A 17,136-nucleotide genomic window follows, 5' to 3' on the forward strand; every position below is an offset into this window, starting at 1 on the left:
ATCATGTCGATCGAATTCATCGGCTTCATCAGCAACAACAATTCGTCAGAGACCATCGTGCGCGAGGGCCCGGTGCTCGATCCAACTCACATCGAGACGGTGGCGAAGGCGCACGAGAACGCCGGTTTCGACCGTGCGCTGCTGGCGTTCCATTCGACGACGCCAGACTCGCTCCAGGTCGCCCAGCACGTGCTCAATCACACTGAGAAGCTCAACGTGCTGATCGCGCAGCGGCCCGGCTTCACCGCGCCGACATTGCTGGCACGGCAGTTCGCCGTGCTCGACCAGTTTTCCCGCGGCCGTGTCGCGCTCCATGTCATCACCGGCGGCAACGCCACCGAGCTCCGGCAGGACGGCAATACGCTCGACGACAAGGACGAGCGTTATGCCCGCACCTCCGAGTTCCTCGACGTGCTCAGGCTGGAATGGAGCAGCGACAAGCCGTTCAGCTACAAGGGCAGGTACTACCAGGTCGAGAATGCCGTCTCGCAGGTGAAGCCCTATCGTCCCGAAGGCATCCGCATCTATTTCGGCGGCGCCTCGGACGCGGCGATCGACGTTGCGGGCAAGCACGCCGACACCTTTGCACTGTGGGGCGAATCCTATGCCCAGGTACGCGACGTGACCTCCCGCGTGCACAACGCGGCGGTGCGGCAGGGGCGGCCGACGCCGCGCTTCAGCCTGTCGGTGCGGCCGATCATTGCCCCGACCGAGAAGCAGGCCTGGGAGAAGGCTGAGGAGATCCTGGCCCGCGCCACCGCGCTTCAGGACAAGACCGGCTACCGCAAGCCCGCCGACGGCCATGCCACCGCCGGCGCGCGGCGCCTGCTCGCGCTCGCCGACCAGGGCAGCCGCATCGACAAGCGGCTCTGGACCGAGATCGCAAAGCTCACCGGCGCCAACAGCAACACCACCGCACTCGTCGGCACGCCCGAGCAGGTCGCCGAAGTCTTCGGCGATTATTACGATCTCGGCATCAGCCATTTCCTGATCCGCGGCTTCGATCCGCTGATCGATGCCATCGAGTACGGCCGCGAGCTGATCCCGCTGACGCGCGAGCTGATCGCCAAGCGCCAGGCGGTGCGCGGCGAGGCCGCGGAATGATCCGCCCCATGCTGGCCGGCGCGCTGCTGTTCGCTTCGTTGGAGGTGACAGCGGCGCAAACCACCTTGCGCGTCGGGGACCAGAAGGGCAATGCGCAGGCCGTGATGGAAGCGGCCGGCGTGCTCAAGGACGTCCCCTACAAGATCGAGTGGAAGGAGTTTCCGGCGGCCGCGCCGCTCCTGGAAGCGCTCAGTGCCGGTGCGATCGAGACCGGTCTCGTCGGGGATGCGCCCTTCACCTTCGCCGCCGCCTCGGGCGCACCGGTGAAGGCGATCGCCGCCATCCGGCAAACGCGTGAGGGGCTCGCAATCCTCGTGCCTGAGACTTCGCCGATCAGGAGTTTTGCTGATCTGCGCGGCAAGAAGATCGCAACCGGCCGCGGCTCGATCGGCCATCAGCTGATCCTCGCCGCGCTGGAGAAGAACGGCTGGAGTGCGAGTGACGTGCAGATCGCGTTCCTGGCGCCGTCGGACGCCAAGATCGCCTACACCCAAGGCTCTGTCGATGCGTGGTCGACCTGGGAGCCGTATGTCAGCCAGGAGGAGGTGCTGTTCAGGTCGCGCCGCATCATCACCTCCGAAGGCCTGACACCGGGCCTGAGCTTCCAGGTGGCGCGGCCCGACGCCATCCGCGACAAGCGCGCCGAGCTGACCGATTTCGTCCGGCGCCTCACCGCGGCGCGGGCGTGGTCGCTGAACAACATCGACAGCTACGCCGCGACCTGGGGCAGGCTGATGAACATCCCGACCGCCGTGCCGCAGAACTGGCTGTCGCGAGCCAAGATCCGCATTACGCCGATCGATGACGGCGTGGTCGCGGACGAGCAGAGCACGATCGACCTGTATTTCCGCTGGGGCCTGATCAAGCAGAAGCTCGATGCAACCGAGATCGTCGACCGCTCGTTTGCGGACGCGATCGCGAAGGCGGGGTTGTAGCGCTCTCTTGTGTCTCGGACGCGGTGCAGCGTGAAACGGGTGCCGGTGCCGGTGTCATTCCGGGGCGCGACGAAGTCGCGAGCCCGGAATCCATTCAGCTGCAAATATTGCGGCCCGATGGATTCCGGGCTCGCCCTGCGGGCGCCCCCGAATGACAGTGGTGGGTGCGAGAGCTCACGAGCCCCTCAAGCATCCGTGAAGCGAGAAGAACATCGCCAGAGCGACGGCCGTTCTCGACACATTCCTTCTGCATTCTCTCCGCTGACAACATCACCATTGCTATTTGCTCCACCTCCCTTGCGGCACGGTGCACTCCCGCAAAAATCAATCCGACGACCACATCGGGAGACCGGCCATGGGCCTGCAAGAAACAAAAATCGAATCGCTTCCCTTCGTCACCGCCGAACTCAACTATCTCGCGCCGACATCGGCCAAGCCGCGCACCTACGCCTTCGATCCGCCGCCGGGCGAGCCGAAGAGCACGTCGCTGCCGGAGCCGCACCAGGTCCCGATCTTCGATGCGCGGCTGATCGCGCAAAACTTCTCGCTCGATCGCGAGGGCTTTGCGCTGGTGCGTCACCCGACGCAGGTGAAGGATTTCTACAACGAGGAAGAGGTGAGGGCGGTCTACTATCCCGCCGTCGAAGCCTTTCTGCGCGCGACGCTGAAGGCCGATCGTGTCCTCATCTTCGACCACACCGTACGCAAGCGTGTCGAAGGTGCGCCAGATATCCGTGACGGCGGCCCGCGTCAGCCGGCGACACGCGTCCATGTCGACCAGACCGTAGTCTCCGGCGCCAACCGCGTGCGTGAGCATCTGCCAGATGAAGCCGAGGAGCTGCTGAAGGGGCGTGTGCAGGTGATCAATCTGTGGCGGCCGATCCGCGGCCCCTTGCGCGATTCACCGCTCGCTATGGCCGACGGCACGACGGTTAAGCCCGAGGATCTTGTCGCCTCCGACCTGATCTATCCCAACCGCCGCGGCGAGACTTATTCGGTGAAATACAATCCGAACCACCGCTGGTTCTATTTCCCCGAGATGACGCCGGACGAGGCGCTGCTGCTGAAGTGCTACGATTCCGCAACCGACGGCCGCACCCGTTTCGGGCCGCATACCGCGTTCATCGATCCGACCACGCCGGCCGACGCGGCGCCGCGCGAAAGCATCGAGGTCCGTACGCTTGTGTTTCACAAACAGTAACAAAGTGTGATGGAACTGCCGGGCATTGCCCGGCAGTTCCCGGAACCTAGGGGAACAATCGACGTTTGCAGCGCCGGGGCAGGGCCAACCGGGAGCGGTGCCGTGCGAGCGCAGTTGACCCCATTGTTTTGTGTGACGATTTCTTCTCTTTCTTCTCTCGCCTTCATTTCCATAGCAAATGCCGAAAGTGGGCTGGCCTCATATTACGGATACGGAAAGGCCGGTCGCGGCGAAATGACCTGCGCCCACCGCACGCGCCCGTTTGGCAGTGTGCTCAAGGTGTCCTATGGCGGTCGCTCGATCCAATGCCGCGTCAATGATCGCGGTCCCTTCATCCGCGGCCGCATCGTCGATCTCTCGGTGCCGGCGGCCCGTGCGCTCGGCATGATGAGCGCGGGCGTGGTGCGCGTCTCGGTGGATTAGGCCTACGAGCGCGCTATAGTGCCGCCCAAAGCAAGGGGGCGCTATGGCTGGGATAAGGGTGGGACTCGTCGGCTGCGGCTTCGTGTCGGAGTTGCACATGTATGCGTTCCGGCGTGTCTATGGCGTGGACGTCGAGGTCGCGGCGGTCGCCGCGCGCCGCGACAGGGTTGTCGCGTTCGCCCGACATCACAACATCCCGCGTGTTTACCGGAGCTTTGCCGAACTGATTGCCGACCGCGAGCTCGACGTCATCGACATCTGTACCCCGCCCAACCTCCATGCGGAGATGATCGTCGCCAGCATGCAGGCCGGCAAGCACGTGATCTGCGAAAAGCCGTTCGCTGGCTATTTCGGCCGGGAAGGCGACAAGCAGCCGATCGGCAAGCACGTGCCGAAGGCGCTGATGTACGAGCGCGTGATCGAAGAGATGGACAGGACGCGGACCGCGATCGAGCGCACCGGAAAGCTGTTCATGTATGCCGAGGACTGGATCTACGCGCCGGCCGTGAGCAAGACCGCGGAGATCATCAGGGCGACGAAGGACAAGATCCTGTTCATGAAGGGCGAGGAGAGCCATTCCGGCTCGCACGCCGCGCATGCCGCGCAATGGGCGATGACCGGCGGCGGCTCGCTGATCCGCATGGGCTGTCATCCGCTCTCGGCCGTGCTGTATCTGAAGCAGGTCGAGGCCAAGGCGCGCGGCGAGAGCACCCATGTCGCCAGCGTCACCGGCGATGTCGGCAATGTCACCGCCGTGCTCAAGCCGGAGGAGCGCGCCTACATCAAGGCCAAGCCCGTCGATGTCGAGGACTGGGGCACACTGACCGCCACGTTCTCCGACGGCACCAAGGCCACAGTGTTCTCCGGCGACATGATCATGGGCGGCGTGCGCAATTTGATCGAGACCTACACGAGCGGCGGCTCGCTGTTTGCCAACATCACGCCGAACACGCATCTGATGAGCTACCAGACCAGCGAGGAGAAGCTCGCGAGCGTCTACATCACCGAAAAGGTCGACCGCAAGACCGGCTGGCAATATGTCTGCCTGGAGGAGGAATGGACGCGCGGATACTTGCAGGAGATTCAGGACTTCATGGAATGCGCCGCGACCGGGCGGCAACCGTTGTCGGACCTCGCGCTGGCCTACGAGACGATCAAGGTGAACTACGCCGGCTATTGGGCGGCGGAGGAGGGAAGAAGGGTGGTGTTGTGAAAGCAGCGTGTTTCCACAGGCACGCTGTCACCCCTTCTCCCCTTGCGGGAGAAGGTGGCATAGGCGGCCTTCGGCCGCCGTTCTTCAGAACGCCGAAGCGGAGCTTCGGCTATGGCGCCGGATGAGGGGTTGTTTCCGCGCATCCCAATGAGAGTTGGACGCGCGGAGAAAGACCCCTCACCCGTCTCGCCGCTACGCGGCGAGCCACCCTCTCCCACAAGGGGAGAGGGTGCACCGCTCGTGTAGCATGACCTCGCTCACGCCCCGTAAGTCGAGCCCTTCGGCAGTGGGAATACCGGCTCTTGCGTCCTGATGTTGGTCGGCCACACCACCGAGATGTGCTCGCCCGCATTCTGCATCACCACCGGCGTCGAGCGTTCGTTCTGGCCGGAGAGCGGTGTGCCCGGCGGGAAGAATTTTACGCCATAGCCCTGGATGGTGCCGCCGGCGGGAATGTCGACGTCGAGCGCGGCTTTGCGGATCGCCTCTGGCTCGAAGCTGCCGTACTTCTCCTTGGCGACCGGCAGCACGTTGTTGAGCAGTACCCAGGTCTGGTTGAAGCCCATCGAGCAGTGCGGCGGCACGTCGGTGGCGCCGGTCTTGGCCTGGTAACGCGAGACCATGGTCTTGATCAGATCGCCCATTCCGGGCGCGAGCTTGGCAGGATCGAGCAGCTGCGCCGGCACCGGATCGATGTTGCAGAAATTGTCGATGTCGGCGCCGAAAGTCGCGCGCAGCTTGTCGAGCTGGCTGTAGCCGGCGCCCGCCCCGAACAGCATCTTGAAGCGCAATCCGCTCTCGCGCGCCTGGCGCAGGAACAAGGTGATGTCAGGGTTGTAACCGACATGCGAGATCACGTCGGCCTTGGCGCGCTTGATCTTCGTGACCAGCACCGAGAGATCGGGCGCGGAAGCCGAGTAACCCTCGCGCAACACCACCTGGATGCCGGCCTGCTTGGCATAGGCGTCGTCGGCCGAGGCAACGCCGACGCCATAGGGGCCGTCCTCGTGGATCAACGCGACCTTGACCTCCTTCGGGTCCATGCCGAGCCTGGCTTTCGCATGCTCAGTGATGAAGCTTGCAAAGGCCTGCCCGTATTGATCCGAATGGATCTGCGCGCGAAACACGTATTGCAGGTTCTTGTCCTTGAACACGGCGGTCGAGACCGCGGTCGTGATCCAGAGGATCTTCTTCTGCTGCTCGACCTTGGCCGCGAGTGGCACCGCATGCGAGCTCGCATAGACGCCGTTGAGGATGTCGATCTTCTCCTGACTGATCAGGCGCTCGGCCTCGTTGATCGCAACGTCGGGTTTGCTCTGGGAATCTGCGGCGACGGGAGCAATCTTGATCTTGCCGCCGATACCGCCTTTCTCGTTGACGAGATCGATCGCGATCTGCGCGCCGACCGACGAGGCGACCGAGCCGCCGGCGGCGAACGGGCCGGTGAGGTCGTAGATCAGGCCGATGCGCAATGTCTCGGCTTGCGCCTGGGCCCTGGTCCAATCGAGGCTGAGTGCGGCGGCGGCAGCCGCCGAGGTCTTCAGCAGCTGCCTGCGTGAAGTCGGCATCCTATCCTCCCTCAAAACCGTTAGTTGCTATTTTTTGCAAAGTATGGGGAGGGGGGCGGCGGAAAGTCAACATCGCCCAAGGTCGATGGGCGCCGGCGGCGGGCACAACGCAGCTGCGAAAGACACGAAAAAAGCCCACCGCTCCCGCGGAGCGATGGGCCTGACGTGGATGCGCGGGCCGGCTGCGAGCGATCGGCGGCCGCTGTCGTCAAGCGGTTCAGCGTGCCTGCAGCAGGGATGGATCGAGCGGTGTCAGCCGGGCGGGATCGAATGGCGACAAGTCAACCTCGCGCGTTGCGCCCTCGGCGATCAACTCCGCCAGCGCTTCTCCGGTGGCGGGCGCATTGAGGATGCCCCAGACATTGTGTCCGGTCGCAACATAGAGGCCTTCGCTCCGCGGCACCTTGCCGATCAGCGGCAAGCCGTCCTCGGTCACCGGACGGAAACAGGCCTGCTGCGCGATGATCTTTTCGGGACGGAACAGCGGTGACAGCCGCTCGGACATGCTTTGCAGCCGCGCGATCGCATCGACGTCCGGTGTCACGGCGGCGGGATCGAGCGGCAGCGGTGCGATGTCGGAAAGCGCGGTGATGTGTGTGCTGCCATCGGCGCGCGGGAAGACCTCGATCGAGACTACGTTGCCGTCTTCCTCATACTCCAGGAATAACGCATCGGCCGGCACGTCGTTGGCGGTATCGTACACGATGCTCGGGCTGCGCTGGCCGTAGACGGCGGGCAGGCTCATCCATTGCGCCGCGAGCAGCGACCAGGGCCCCATCGCGATCACGACGGCATCTGTCTCGACCATGCTGCCTTCGACCTCGACACCCGTTGCACGATCGCCATCGCGCCCGATGCCGGTGACGCGGCCAGGGTGAAGCCCCGCGCCGAGCGCAAGCGCGGCGTCCATCACGGCCGATGTGAACTTGCGAGGATGGACGATCGCGGTTGTCTTCGCCGTGCCGATGCGCTGCGCGATGACGACGCCGTCGCCGAGCCAGCCGAGCGCCGATGGTGCATGCCGCCGCGCATCGCCGTCGGAAGCAACGAAACCGCTATAGGCAATCATCGGCCGGTAGCCCCAATCGCCCGCGATCTCGCCGGGCAGTTGCGCGTGAAGCGCAAAGCTGCGCCGGGCCAGCGCGTCGAGTGGCGTGCCGGAGCACCAGTCCTGGGCCAGGAAGCCGCCGGCCTTGCCGGAGGCAGCAGCGGCGACCTCGGTCCGTTCCACGACGGTCACGTCGATGCCGCGGCGCCGCAGGAAATAAGCCGTGCAGGCCCCGATCACGCCGCCGCCGCCGCAGACCACAACGCGCATGCTCTCTCCCTTGTCGATCCCGCAGCTTGCGACTTAATCAGGTTTGCCGTGTTTCAAAATGTTTCACGCGGGCGTCATACCCGGTGGATACGTTCACTGCGGCAATTTGAAGCCGCAGGTGGGGCTTCCTCTCATTTTCGTAGATCGGGCTTGGCGCAGGACAACTCAACGTTGGTGCCTGCGGTGAGCCGCGCTTTGTCCAAAGCTGTTCTGGAGGGTGACCGTGACGAGACGTGGTGAAGGGAAGTTGGAAGGCGCCTACGGCAAGCTGCGCGAGATGGGCTTTCTCCCGCTTGTAGCCTGCTTTGCGATTTGTTCGATCGTCAGCGTGCGCGCTGACGACGATGACCGGGGCAGGGGAGGCGAGAGCCGGGCCTATGCCATGGGGCTGTGGGGCGATTTGCCATATTCCGACCTCCAGGCGCAGGTCGGCGTGCCGAATCTGATCGCCGACATGAACGACCAGAAGCTGGCCTTCACGGTTCATGACGGCGACCTCAAAGCCGGCAGCGGCACGCCGGGATCCGTGACCCCCACGACGTGCAGCGACGCTCTCTATCAGCAGGGGCTCAAATATTTCAATTCTCTGAAGTCGGCTGCGATGGTGACCCCCGGCGACAATGACTGGACCGACTGCGATCGCCCGGCGAACGGCTCGTTCAACTCGCGCGACAGGCTCGACTACGAGCGGAAGATTTTCTTCAGCACCGACTATTCCCTTGGCCAGCGGCCGATCAAGCAGCAGGTGCAGCATGACAAGCTGTGCCTCGATCACAACAACCAGTTGACCGGCTGCGTCGAGAATCGCCGCTGGATCATGAAAGGCGTGGTCTACGCCACACTCAACATCCAGGGATCGTGCAACAATCGTTGCGATACGCTCCCCGACGACGCCGAATGGGCCGTGCGTAACAATGCCAACATCCTCTGGATGCAGCAGACCTTCGAAGTGGCGAGAACATATCGCGCAGCGGCCATCATGTTCATCTCGCAGGCGAACCCGGGCTGGGATCAGTCAGATGGAACCCGTGCGCCGTTGCGTGACCCGAAGACGCTTGCGCAAACGGACGCCAATCCGGACGGCTTCCAGGCGTTCCTGGTTGCGCTGCGCGATGAAGTTGTCGCCTTCGGCAGGCCCGTCGCCTACGTTCATGGCGACTCCCATTACTTCCGTCTCGACCGGCCATTTCTCGATGCCAAGGGCCGGCGACTCGAAAACTTCGTCCGGATTGAGACCTTCGGCGACAATCAGGCGAACGGCAACAACGACGTGCATTGGCTGAAGGTGTTCGTGGACGACCGCAGCCGCGAGGTGTTCGCGTTCCAGCCGCAGATCGTGCCCGCCAATCGGACCGCTGTGCCGGCGCCGCCGAAGCGTGGCGATGATTAGCGGGCCGTGCCGCCTCCGCTGATGACCTCAGCTGAGGTCAGCCGGGGGACGGCCAGATCGGGCGCCGGCGGATCGCGCCGGCGCCTAGCTCGCGTAACCCCGTTCCAGAGATTGCCGCTGCCGGTACCGGTCCAGCGCCAGCTCGACAAGACGCGTCAGCAGTTCGCCATAGGGGACGCCCGAGGCTTCCATCATCTTCGGGTACATGCTGATCGAGGTGAAGCCGGGCAGGGTGTTGATCTCGTTGAAGCAGAACTCGCCGGTCTGCCGGTCGAGGAAAAAGTCGACGCGTGCGAAGCCGCTGCATTCGAGCGCCGCGAACACCTGGGTGGCGAGCGACCGCACGCGCTCCATCTGTGCCACGTCGAGCTGGGCCGGAAGGTCGACGCGGGCGCCGTCGGGGTCGAGATATTTGGCCTCGTACGAATAGAACTCGTGATGGGCGTTGGGGTTCAGCTCGCTGGCGAGGCTCGCGAACAGCGTCTCGCCCTCGAGCACCGCGACCTCGATCTCGCGCGCGTCGATGCCCTGCTCGACCAGCACCTTTACGTCGTAGCGAAACGCATCGTCGAGCGCGGCTCCGAGCGCCTCCCAGGTCTTGACCTTGTGAATGCCGACACTGGAGCCCATGTTGCACGGCTTGACGAACACCGGGAGGCTCAGGCCCTCGACCGCCTTCGCAAGCGACGAGGATCGGTCCTGTACGAAGGCCTTGCGGGTGAGCACGCGATAGGGCGCGACCGGAATGCCGGCGAATTCAGCGAGCCGCTTGGCGACATCCTTGTCCATGCTGACGGCGGAGGCGAGAACGCCGGAGCCGACATAGGCGACGTCGGCCAATTCCAGCAGGCCCTGCACGGTGCCGTCCTCGCAGAGCGGGCCGTGAATGACCGGAAAGACGACGTCGATCTCGAGCGCGTCCATCGTTCCTGCGGAAATCGGCATGAGAGCGACGCGTCCATCAGGCTCTCTGGCGAGCCGTATCTCCGGCGCGTCGGGCAGGATCGGCAAGGACACCGCCTGCGCCTGATCGAGAGCTCGAAGGTCGTTCCATTGCCAGCGACCCTCCTTGTCGATGGAGACCGGGATCACCTCGAAGCGGGTGCGATCGAGATGCCTGAATACGGAGGCCGCCGACTTCAGCGAGACCTCATGCTCGCCGGACCTGCCGCCATAGAGAACCACAACGCGAATTTTCTCTGCCATGGTTCAATTATCACGCGCTCGGCCTGGAAGTCACCTCCGTTGCCCCGGTTGACGCATCGATCAAAACAGTTCGGCGCCGGCGAGGCACGCCGGCGCCGTGTCGTAAAGGCCGCTGCGCTTCAGCCCGGCCCCGCGCCCTGCGTCGCCGTGTACACCGCGTAGAGCGACTGGCTCGCGGCCATGAACAGGCGGTTGCGCTTGGGGCCGCCGAAGCAGACGTTGCCGCACACTTCGGGCAGGCGGATGCGGCCGAGCAGCTTGCCCTCCGGTGACCACACCGTCACGCCGCTGTAGCCGACGGCGCGTCCGGCATTGCTGGAGGCCCAGAGATTGCCGTTGACGTCGCAGCGCAGGCCGTCGGGCCCGCACTTCACGCCGTCGATCACGCAATCGCTGAACTTCTTGAGATTGGAGAGCTTGTTGTCCGTGCCGACGTCGAACACGAAGATCTCGCCCTTGCCGCCGGGTCCGGTGTCGCCCGGTCCCTTGCCGGTCGAGGCGATGTAGAGCTTCTTGTAGTCGGGCGAGAAGCACAGGCCGTTCGGATCGGGCACCTGGTCCTCGGTCACGACGAGGTCGATGCGGCCTGAGGGGTCGATGCGGTAGCAGTTGGTCGGCAGCTCGCGCTTGCCCGGCACGAAGCCGGCCGGCTGTCCGATCCGCGGATTGAGCTTGCCGCCCGCATTGCTCGCCCCGCCCGCGACGTCTGGCTCGCCTTCGTAGAGCTGGCCGCCATAGGGCGGATCGGTGAACCAGTAGCTGCCGTCGGGATGCGCCGCGATGTCGTTCGGCGAGTTCAGCCGCTTGCCCTGATAGGAATCCGCCAGCACCGTGGCAGTGCCGTCATGCTCGTAGCGCGTCACCCGGCGCGTCAGGTGCTCGCAGGAGAGCTGGCGGCCCTGGAAGTCGAAGGAGTTGCCGTTGGAGTTGTTGGAGGGCGAGCGGAATACGCTGACGCGGCCGTCGTCCTCGGTCCAGCGCATTTGCCGGTTGTTGGGAATGTCGCTCCAGAGCAGATACCGTCCCTGTGCGCTCCACGCTGGACCTTCCGCCCACAACAGGCCGGTATAGAGGCGCTTGATCGCGGTGTTGGGCTGCGCGAGATCGTTGAAGGATGGATCGACCGCGATGATGTCGGGGTCCCAGAAATAGGTCGTCGGTGCGCCGCCCGGGCCGAAATCGCGTGGCGGCGTCGTGATCGTCGTCGGCGGTGCGGCAGGCCCGGTCTGGGCCAGTGCGGGGCCGGCCATCGTGGCCGCGGCGCCGAGCGCCAGTCCCCGGACAAGTGTTCGTCGTGAAAGCGCAGCATCCTGCGCACGCTGCTCCTGCTCAGGAGCTTCCTGGCGTGTCATCGCGTCCTCCCGGTGATGTTCGGCTGGCCGGTTGATCCGGCCGAGCGAGGCGAAGGTTAGTCCGGTCCGCGTCCGGTTGCGAGGGGCAGGTTCGCAGCCTTCGCGCGATGCCGCGAGATCGCCGCAACATTGCCGCATTGCGGATGTGCGAGATGCGAGGCGACAATTCGCCTCGCCTGCGGGCGGTCAACCGGGGCCGGTTTTGAGGTCTGTCAAGCCTTGACCTCGCGCGCGATGCTGGCAGAACGGTGCGCGGGGCAATTTCCGGAGTTCACTGTGTTAGCCGTTGTTGCACTGGTCATTGCGCTCGCCGTCGCGTTCGCCGCGGGCTATTTCACCCGCGATCTCGCCTCCCGCAAACGTCGGGCGGAGGCGCGGCGCTGGCGCGAATATACCGAGCCGGGCTGGCTGCACGCCGGCGCGCCCGCCAACACCAACGAGGCTGCGAATTCCAACGCGGTTGCGAAGGTGACCACCGGCGAACTCGGCCAGATGCTGGATCGCTGGGAAAACAGGGCCCGCGCCCGCCGCGCGGGGTAGCTTGACGTTGCTCCGTTGTTCGGACGGAGCGAAGCGCAGTCCGGGGCCTTTGCATCGCAAGGACGCGGAGTCCACCGCGAACTCTCCGACATTACCGTCACCCTGCGCGCCCTGCGGCGCGATAGCGCCGCATGGCGAGCCTCGAAGGGCGACGACCCGGATGCATCTCGGCCGTTCATCCTTCGAGGCTCCCGGCGCGATGCTGGGCGCATCGCGCCACTCGCGCCTCAGGATGACGGGGCCGACACTGGCACTTGCCGAGGGGACGCGATCAAACTCCAACCAGGTCAGCCATTCTGACCATCTTTTGGCGTTGCAGTTGCGCCCGTTTCTCGTCTAGAAACAGGCCCATCGAGCCTCCCGGCAACCAACCGTCAACGATTTTGACCGAGGATTTGAGGGCTCAAAAGGGTCTGGCAATGCTGATTCGCGGCCAAATCGATGGGATTTCGAAGGAGGTGGCTCTGGCCGCCGCCACGATCCCGGCCGCGCTGCCCACCCTCCTTCTTGGCGGGCTTCTTCTTAGCTGCCCCTGAGGGCCGGCTGGGCGCAACGCGCCTGGGCGCTCAGGGGCTGGTCGAGATCACCGGACACCTCAGGCGCCCTGCAGATTGAACGGCGCAAAAGCTCAAAAGGAATTTGAAATGGCCATCGTGAACAAGTCCGAGAAGGACCGCGTCATCATTTTCGACACCACGCTGCGCGACGGCGAGCAGTGCCCCGGCGCCACCATGACCTTCGAGGAGAAGCTCGAGGTCGCCGAGCTGCTGGACGATATGGGCGTCGACGTCATCGAAGCCGGCTTCCCCATCACTTCGGAAGGCGACTTCCAGGCGGTCAGCGAGATCGCCCGCCGCTCCAAGAACGCCGTCATCGCCGGCCTGTCGCGCGCCCATCCCGCCGACATCGACCGCTGCGCCGAGGCGGTGAAATTTGCAAAGCGCGGGCGCGTCCACACCGTGATCGCGACTTCGCCGCTGCACATGCGGGTGAAGCTGAACAAGACCCCGGAGCAGGTGATCGAGACCTCGGTCGCCATGGTCGCGCGTGCCCGCAACCAGATCGACGACGTCGAATGGTCGGCCGAGGACGGCACCCGCAGCGAGATGGATTTTCTCTGCCGCATCGTGGAAGCCGTCATCAAGGCCGGCGCCACCACGGTGAACATCCCCGATACCGTCGGCTACACGGTGCCGGAGGAATACACCCACTTCATGAAGACGCTGATCGAGCGCGTGCCGAACTCGGACAAGGCGGTGTTCTCCGTGCACTGCCATAACGACCTCGGCATGGCCGTGGCGAACTCGCTGGCCGGCATCGTCGGCGGCGCGCGCCAGGTCGAATGCACCATCAACGGCATCGGCGAGCGCGCCGGCAACGCTGCGCTCGAAGAGGTCGTGATGGCGATCAACGTCCGCAACGACAAATTCCCGTACTGGAACAAGATCGACACCACGCAGCTGACCCGCGCCTCGAAGGTGGTGTCGGCGGCGACCTCGTTCCCGGTGCAGTACAACAAGGCGATCGTCGGCCGGAACGCCTTCGCGCATGAGAGCGGCATCCACCAGGACGGCGTGCTGAAGGACGCCTCGACCTACGAGATCATGCGGCCCGAGATGGTCGGCCTGAAGCAGTCCTCGCTGGTGCTGGGCAAGCACTCCGGCCGCCACGCCTTCGTGCACAAGCTGGAGGAGATGGGCTACAAGCTCGGCCCGAACCAGCTGGAAGATGCATTCACGCGGATGAAGGCGCTCGCCGACCGCAAGAAGGACATCTACGACGAGGACATCGAGGCGCTGGTCGACGAGGAGATGGCGGCTTCGCACGACCGCATCAAGCTGACCTCGCTGACCGTGATCGCCGGCACCCATGGCCCGCAGCGCGCGACCATGAAGCTCGACGTCGACGGCCAGATCAAGATCGAGGAGGCCGAGGGCAACGGTCCGGTCGATGCGGTGTTCAACTGCATCAAGCGCCTGGTGCCGCACGAGGCCAAGCTCGAGCTGTACCAGGTCCACGCCGTGACCGAAGGCACCGACGCGCAGGCGGAGGTCTCGGTGCGGCTGTCGCAGGACGGCCGCTCGATGACGGCGCGCGCGGCCGACCCGGATACGCTGGTGGCCTCGGCCAAGGCCTATCTCGGCGCGCTGAACAAGATCGTCATGAAGCGCCAGCGCGACACGGTGACGGCTGCGGCGGCGAGCTGACGCTCACGCTCTGGATGAAACGGCGGAAACGCGGTGCTCTCGGCACCGCGTTTTTGTTGATCGCCGTAGCGGATGTTTCCGCCCGGATACCGCTTTTTTGCAGGGAGACCCCTGCTAAGGGGCAATGGCGCCCCAGCCTGCTTCCCGATAAACCTGCCTCCCAAGCATTTAAGGCTTGGGGCCGGTGGTCCGCGCCCCACAAAAGCGTACTGGAGGAAGCATGCGGAAACTCATTTGGGCTGCGGCATCGATTGCGGCTTTGGCACTGACCGGGCCGGCACTGGCGCAATCGCCGATCATCATCAAGTTCAGCCACGTCGTTGCCACCGACACGCCGAAGGGCAAGGGCGCGGAGAAATTCAAGGAGCTCGCCGAGAAGTACACCGGCGGCAAGGTCAAGGTCGAGGTCTATCCGAACTCGACGCTCTACAAGGACAAGGAAGAGCTCGAGGCGCTTCAGCTCGGCAGCGTGCAGATGCTGGCGCCGTCGAACTCCAAGTTCGGCCCGCTCGGCATCCGCGAGTTCGAGGTGTTCGATCTGCCCTACATCCTGCCCGACCTCAAGACGCTGCGGAAGGTGACGGAAGGGCCCCTCGGCGCGCGGCTGCTCAAGCAGCTCGAGCCCAAGGGCATCACCGGCCTCGCCTATTGGGACAACGGCTTCAAGCAGATGAGCGCGAACAAGAAGCTGATTGCGCCCGCCGACTATCAGGGCGTCAAGTTCCGCATCCAGTCCTCGCGCGTGCTGCAGGCCCAGTTCAAGACGCTCGGCTCGCTGCCGCAGGTGATGGCTTTCGGCGAGGTCTACCAGGCACTGCAGACCGGCGTGGTCGACGGGCAGGAGAACACCTGGTCGAACATCTATACCCAGAAGATGCACGAGGTGCAGAAGTACATCACCGAGACCAATCACGGCTACATCGGCTACGCCGTGATCGTAAACAAGAAGTTCTGGGACGATCTGCCGGCCGATATCCGCGACCAGCTGTCGAAGGCGATGAAGGAAGCCACCGACTTCAACAACGCGCAGTCGCAGAAGGAGAACGACGACGCGCTCGCCGAGATCAAGAAGAGCGGCAAGAGCGAAATCATCAAGCTCACGGGCGAGCAGGACGAGGCGATGCGCAAGGCGATGGAGCCGGTCTACAAGGACGCGGCGAGCCGCGTCGGCCAGCCGCTGATCGACGAATTCCTGAAGGAAGCCAAGAGCACGACGAACTGACTTAGTGTGACGCGCGGATAAATAACGCATGAGCAAAGGGCTTCCGTGCCGGCACGGAAGCCCTTGTTGCAAATCGTTTCAGTATGCATCTGAACAGGCATTCACGGCAGTTACATCTCTGTAAGAACGGCTTTCCTGTCCAAGTTGTAAGTTGCGCGTCATCCTCCTCGCGCTCATCCTCACGGGCATCCTTCCAGAGGAGGTTCGTATGAGGAAGTTCACCATCGCCGCCATCGCCGTGCTCAGCATCGCCGGCTCGGGCGCGGTCTATGCCCAATTTCATCGCCCGTGGATGGAGCACTTCCGCCACATCCGCATGAACCCGGAGGACCGCGCCGCCTTCGTCGACGCGCGGATCGCCGCCGTCCATGCCGGGCTGAAGCTCAACGCTGATCAGGAGAAGCTGTGGCCGCCGGTCGAGGCTGCCGTGCGCGAGTTCGCCAAGTTGCGCATCGACCGCGCCAATGCGCGCACGAATGCCGGCCCGGGCGATGCCGGGAGCGCCGACAAGCCGGACGATCCGATTGCCCGCCTGCGCCAGCGCGCCGAGGACATGGGCGCCAGTTCCGCCGCCCTGAAGAAGATCGCCGATGCCGCCGATCCGCTCTACAAGACCCTGGACGAGGGCCAGAAGCGGCGCCTCGCCGTGCTGACCCGCCACCGCGGCCCGTTCGGCGGCGGCGAGGACGGCCCGCCCCGCCACTTCATGGAACGGGGCATGGACCGGATGATGGAGAGGGGCATGGAGCACTTCCACCGCGACCGTTTCGACCGCGACAGCGGCCCGGACCGGGACCGCGAGGGCCGGCTCTGAGCTAGCACGGGATTTCCCGGGGATTAACCTTGGCGAAGCCGCTGGAATCCAGCGGCTTTTCGCTTTTTGGGGACTGTGGAAAAACCTTCATTGCATCGCTTGCCAGACCCGGATCGCTTTGCTAAACGACCGGCCTCGCAAGGCTTTGACCGGCCTTTCGGGCGCATAGCTCAGTTGGTAGAGCAGCTGACTCTTAATCAGCGGGTCCCAGGTTCGAGCCCTGGTGCGCCCACCACCCTTAAGAGATTGGCCCGCAAGGGCTTTTTTAAATTCCTCGGCAGAACAAACCTGGTCTCGTGCGACGTTTTTAATGGTCGTACGTCGCACGCCGTGCGACGAGTCGGATAATTAGGGGCGAAGCCTATCCACAGCTGAAACGGCGCAGCCAAATGAGACCTACTGGTCTGCGTTCAGCTCTTCATGCCTTCCTTCCGCACCTGCAATTCAAGCCTGTCGATACCGGAATCGGCGCGAGCCGCATTGCGGGCGCGGCAGTGCTTCACGATGGTCTGCGCGCTTCGGTATGAATGCCCAGTGATGTCGCAGATCGTCAGCAAGTCGCACCCAGCCCGATCAAGCAGCATGACGCGGGTATCACGCAAGTCCTGGTCGTGGTTTTGATCGAGTTCGCCAGCGCCGTAGG

At 64.4% G+C, this 17,136-nt stretch carries 15 protein-coding genes and 1 tRNA gene; 11 read left to right on the forward strand and 5 right to left on the reverse strand.

The genetic code is table 11. From position 1 onward, the window contains the following. Positions 1–3: 3 nt before the first annotated feature. The 5 genes from GGD63_RS11745 to GGD63_RS11765 all read left to right on the forward strand — a co-directional run bounded on the left by GGD63_RS11745 (position 4) and on the right by GGD63_RS11765 (position 4,876). On the forward strand, positions 4–1,104 hold the full coding sequence (locus tag GGD63_RS11745; protein ID WP_183241972.1) for an LLM class flavin-dependent oxidoreductase: 1,101 nt from the start codon (positions 4–6) through the stop codon (positions 1,102–1,104). Continuing rightward, positions 1,101–2,039, forward strand: a complete 939-nt coding sequence (locus tag GGD63_RS11750) for an ABC transporter substrate-binding protein (protein ID WP_183241974.1) — start codon at positions 1,101–1,103, stop codon at positions 2,037–2,039. The genes GGD63_RS11745 and GGD63_RS11750 overlap by 4 nt, the downstream gene beginning before the upstream one ends. Positions 2,040–2,394: 355 nt before the next feature. Further along, positions 2,395–3,240 carry a CmcJ/NvfI family oxidoreductase gene (locus GGD63_RS11755; protein ID WP_183241976.1) on the forward strand — a complete coding sequence of 282 codons (846 nt, stop codon included), beginning with the start codon at positions 2,395–2,397 and terminating at the stop codon, positions 3,238–3,240. A 102-nt stretch (positions 3,241–3,342) separates the two neighbouring features. Further along, positions 3,343–3,663: a septal ring lytic transglycosylase RlpA family protein gene (locus tag GGD63_RS11760; protein WP_183241978.1), complete on the forward strand. Its 321-nt coding sequence runs from the start codon at positions 3,343–3,345 to the stop codon at positions 3,661–3,663. A gap of 43 nt (positions 3,664–3,706) precedes the next feature. Next, the gene (locus GGD63_RS11765; protein WP_183241980.1) at positions 3,707–4,876 is read left to right on the forward strand and encodes a Gfo/Idh/MocA family protein; all 1,170 of its coding nucleotides are present in this window, start codon (positions 3,707–3,709) and stop codon (positions 4,874–4,876) included. A 257-nt stretch (positions 4,877–5,133) separates the two neighbouring features. Here GGD63_RS11765 and GGD63_RS11770 read toward each other — a convergent pair whose 3' ends face one another. Together GGD63_RS11770 and GGD63_RS11775 are read right to left on the reverse strand one after the other, a co-directional pair. Continuing rightward, complete coding sequence (locus tag GGD63_RS11770) at positions 5,134–6,444, reverse strand: ABC transporter substrate-binding protein (protein WP_183241982.1); 1,311 nt, start codon at positions 6,442–6,444, stop codon at positions 5,134–5,136. A 217-nt stretch (positions 6,445–6,661) separates the two neighbouring features. After that, the gene (locus tag GGD63_RS11775) at positions 6,662–7,762 is read right to left on the reverse strand and encodes an FAD-binding oxidoreductase (protein ID WP_183241984.1); all 1,101 of its coding nucleotides are present in this window, start codon (positions 7,760–7,762) and stop codon (positions 6,662–6,664) included. A 223-nt stretch (positions 7,763–7,985) separates the two neighbouring features. On the opposite strand from GGD63_RS11775, the gene GGD63_RS11780 reads away from it, so the two are divergent. Next, a complete protein-coding gene (locus tag GGD63_RS11780) occupies positions 7,986–9,152 on the forward strand; it encodes a hypothetical protein (protein WP_312013185.1) in 1,167 nt (388 codons plus the stop codon). 84 nt (positions 9,153–9,236) lie between these two features. On the opposite strand, the gene GGD63_RS11785 is transcribed toward GGD63_RS11780, so the two are convergent. Together GGD63_RS11785 and GGD63_RS11790 are read right to left on the reverse strand one after the other, a co-directional pair. Further along, positions 9,237–10,358, reverse strand: coding sequence for a D-alanine--D-alanine ligase family protein (locus tag GGD63_RS11785; RefSeq protein ID WP_183241987.1), 1,122 nt, complete (start codon positions 10,356–10,358; stop codon positions 9,237–9,239). Positions 10,359–10,477: 119 nt separating this feature from the next. After that, positions 10,478–11,710: an SMP-30/gluconolactonase/LRE family protein gene (locus GGD63_RS11790; RefSeq protein WP_183241989.1), complete on the reverse strand. Its 1,233-nt coding sequence runs from the start codon at positions 11,708–11,710 to the stop codon at positions 10,478–10,480. A 276-nt stretch (positions 11,711–11,986) separates the two neighbouring features. Here GGD63_RS11790 and GGD63_RS11795 point away from each other — a divergent pair, with 276 nt between their 5' ends. From GGD63_RS11795 to GGD63_RS11815, 5 genes are all read left to right on the forward strand, one after another. Then, on the forward strand, positions 11,987–12,250 hold the full coding sequence (locus GGD63_RS11795; protein ID WP_183241991.1) for a hypothetical protein: 264 nt from the start codon (positions 11,987–11,989) through the stop codon (positions 12,248–12,250). A gap of 644 nt (positions 12,251–12,894) precedes the next feature. Beyond that, positions 12,895–14,457, forward strand: coding sequence for a 2-isopropylmalate synthase (locus GGD63_RS11800; RefSeq protein WP_183241993.1), 1,563 nt, complete (start codon positions 12,895–12,897; stop codon positions 14,455–14,457). Between the two features lie 220 nt (positions 14,458–14,677). Further along, positions 14,678–15,679 carry a TRAP transporter substrate-binding protein gene (locus GGD63_RS11805; RefSeq protein WP_183241995.1) on the forward strand — a complete coding sequence of 334 codons (1,002 nt, stop codon included), beginning with the start codon at positions 14,678–14,680 and terminating at the stop codon, positions 15,677–15,679. 208 nt (positions 15,680–15,887) lie between these two features. Next, on the forward strand, positions 15,888–16,493 hold the full coding sequence (locus GGD63_RS11810; protein WP_183241997.1) for a Spy/CpxP family protein refolding chaperone: 606 nt from the start codon (positions 15,888–15,890) through the stop codon (positions 16,491–16,493). A gap of 159 nt (positions 16,494–16,652) precedes the next feature. Continuing rightward, positions 16,653–16,728: transfer RNA gene (locus GGD63_RS11815), tRNA-Lys, on the forward strand. A 175-nt stretch (positions 16,729–16,903) separates the two neighbouring features. On the opposite strand, the gene GGD63_RS11820 is transcribed toward GGD63_RS11815, so the two are convergent. After that, positions 16,904–17,095 carry a hypothetical protein gene (locus GGD63_RS11820; protein WP_183241999.1) on the reverse strand — a complete coding sequence of 64 codons (192 nt, stop codon included), beginning with the start codon at positions 17,093–17,095 and terminating at the stop codon, positions 16,904–16,906. Between the last annotated feature and the right edge of the window lie 41 nt (positions 17,096–17,136).

This window comes from Bradyrhizobium sp. cir1 (assembly GCF_014198245.1).
In the GTDB taxonomy this organism is placed as follows: domain Bacteria; phylum Pseudomonadota; class Alphaproteobacteria; order Rhizobiales; family Xanthobacteraceae; genus Bradyrhizobium.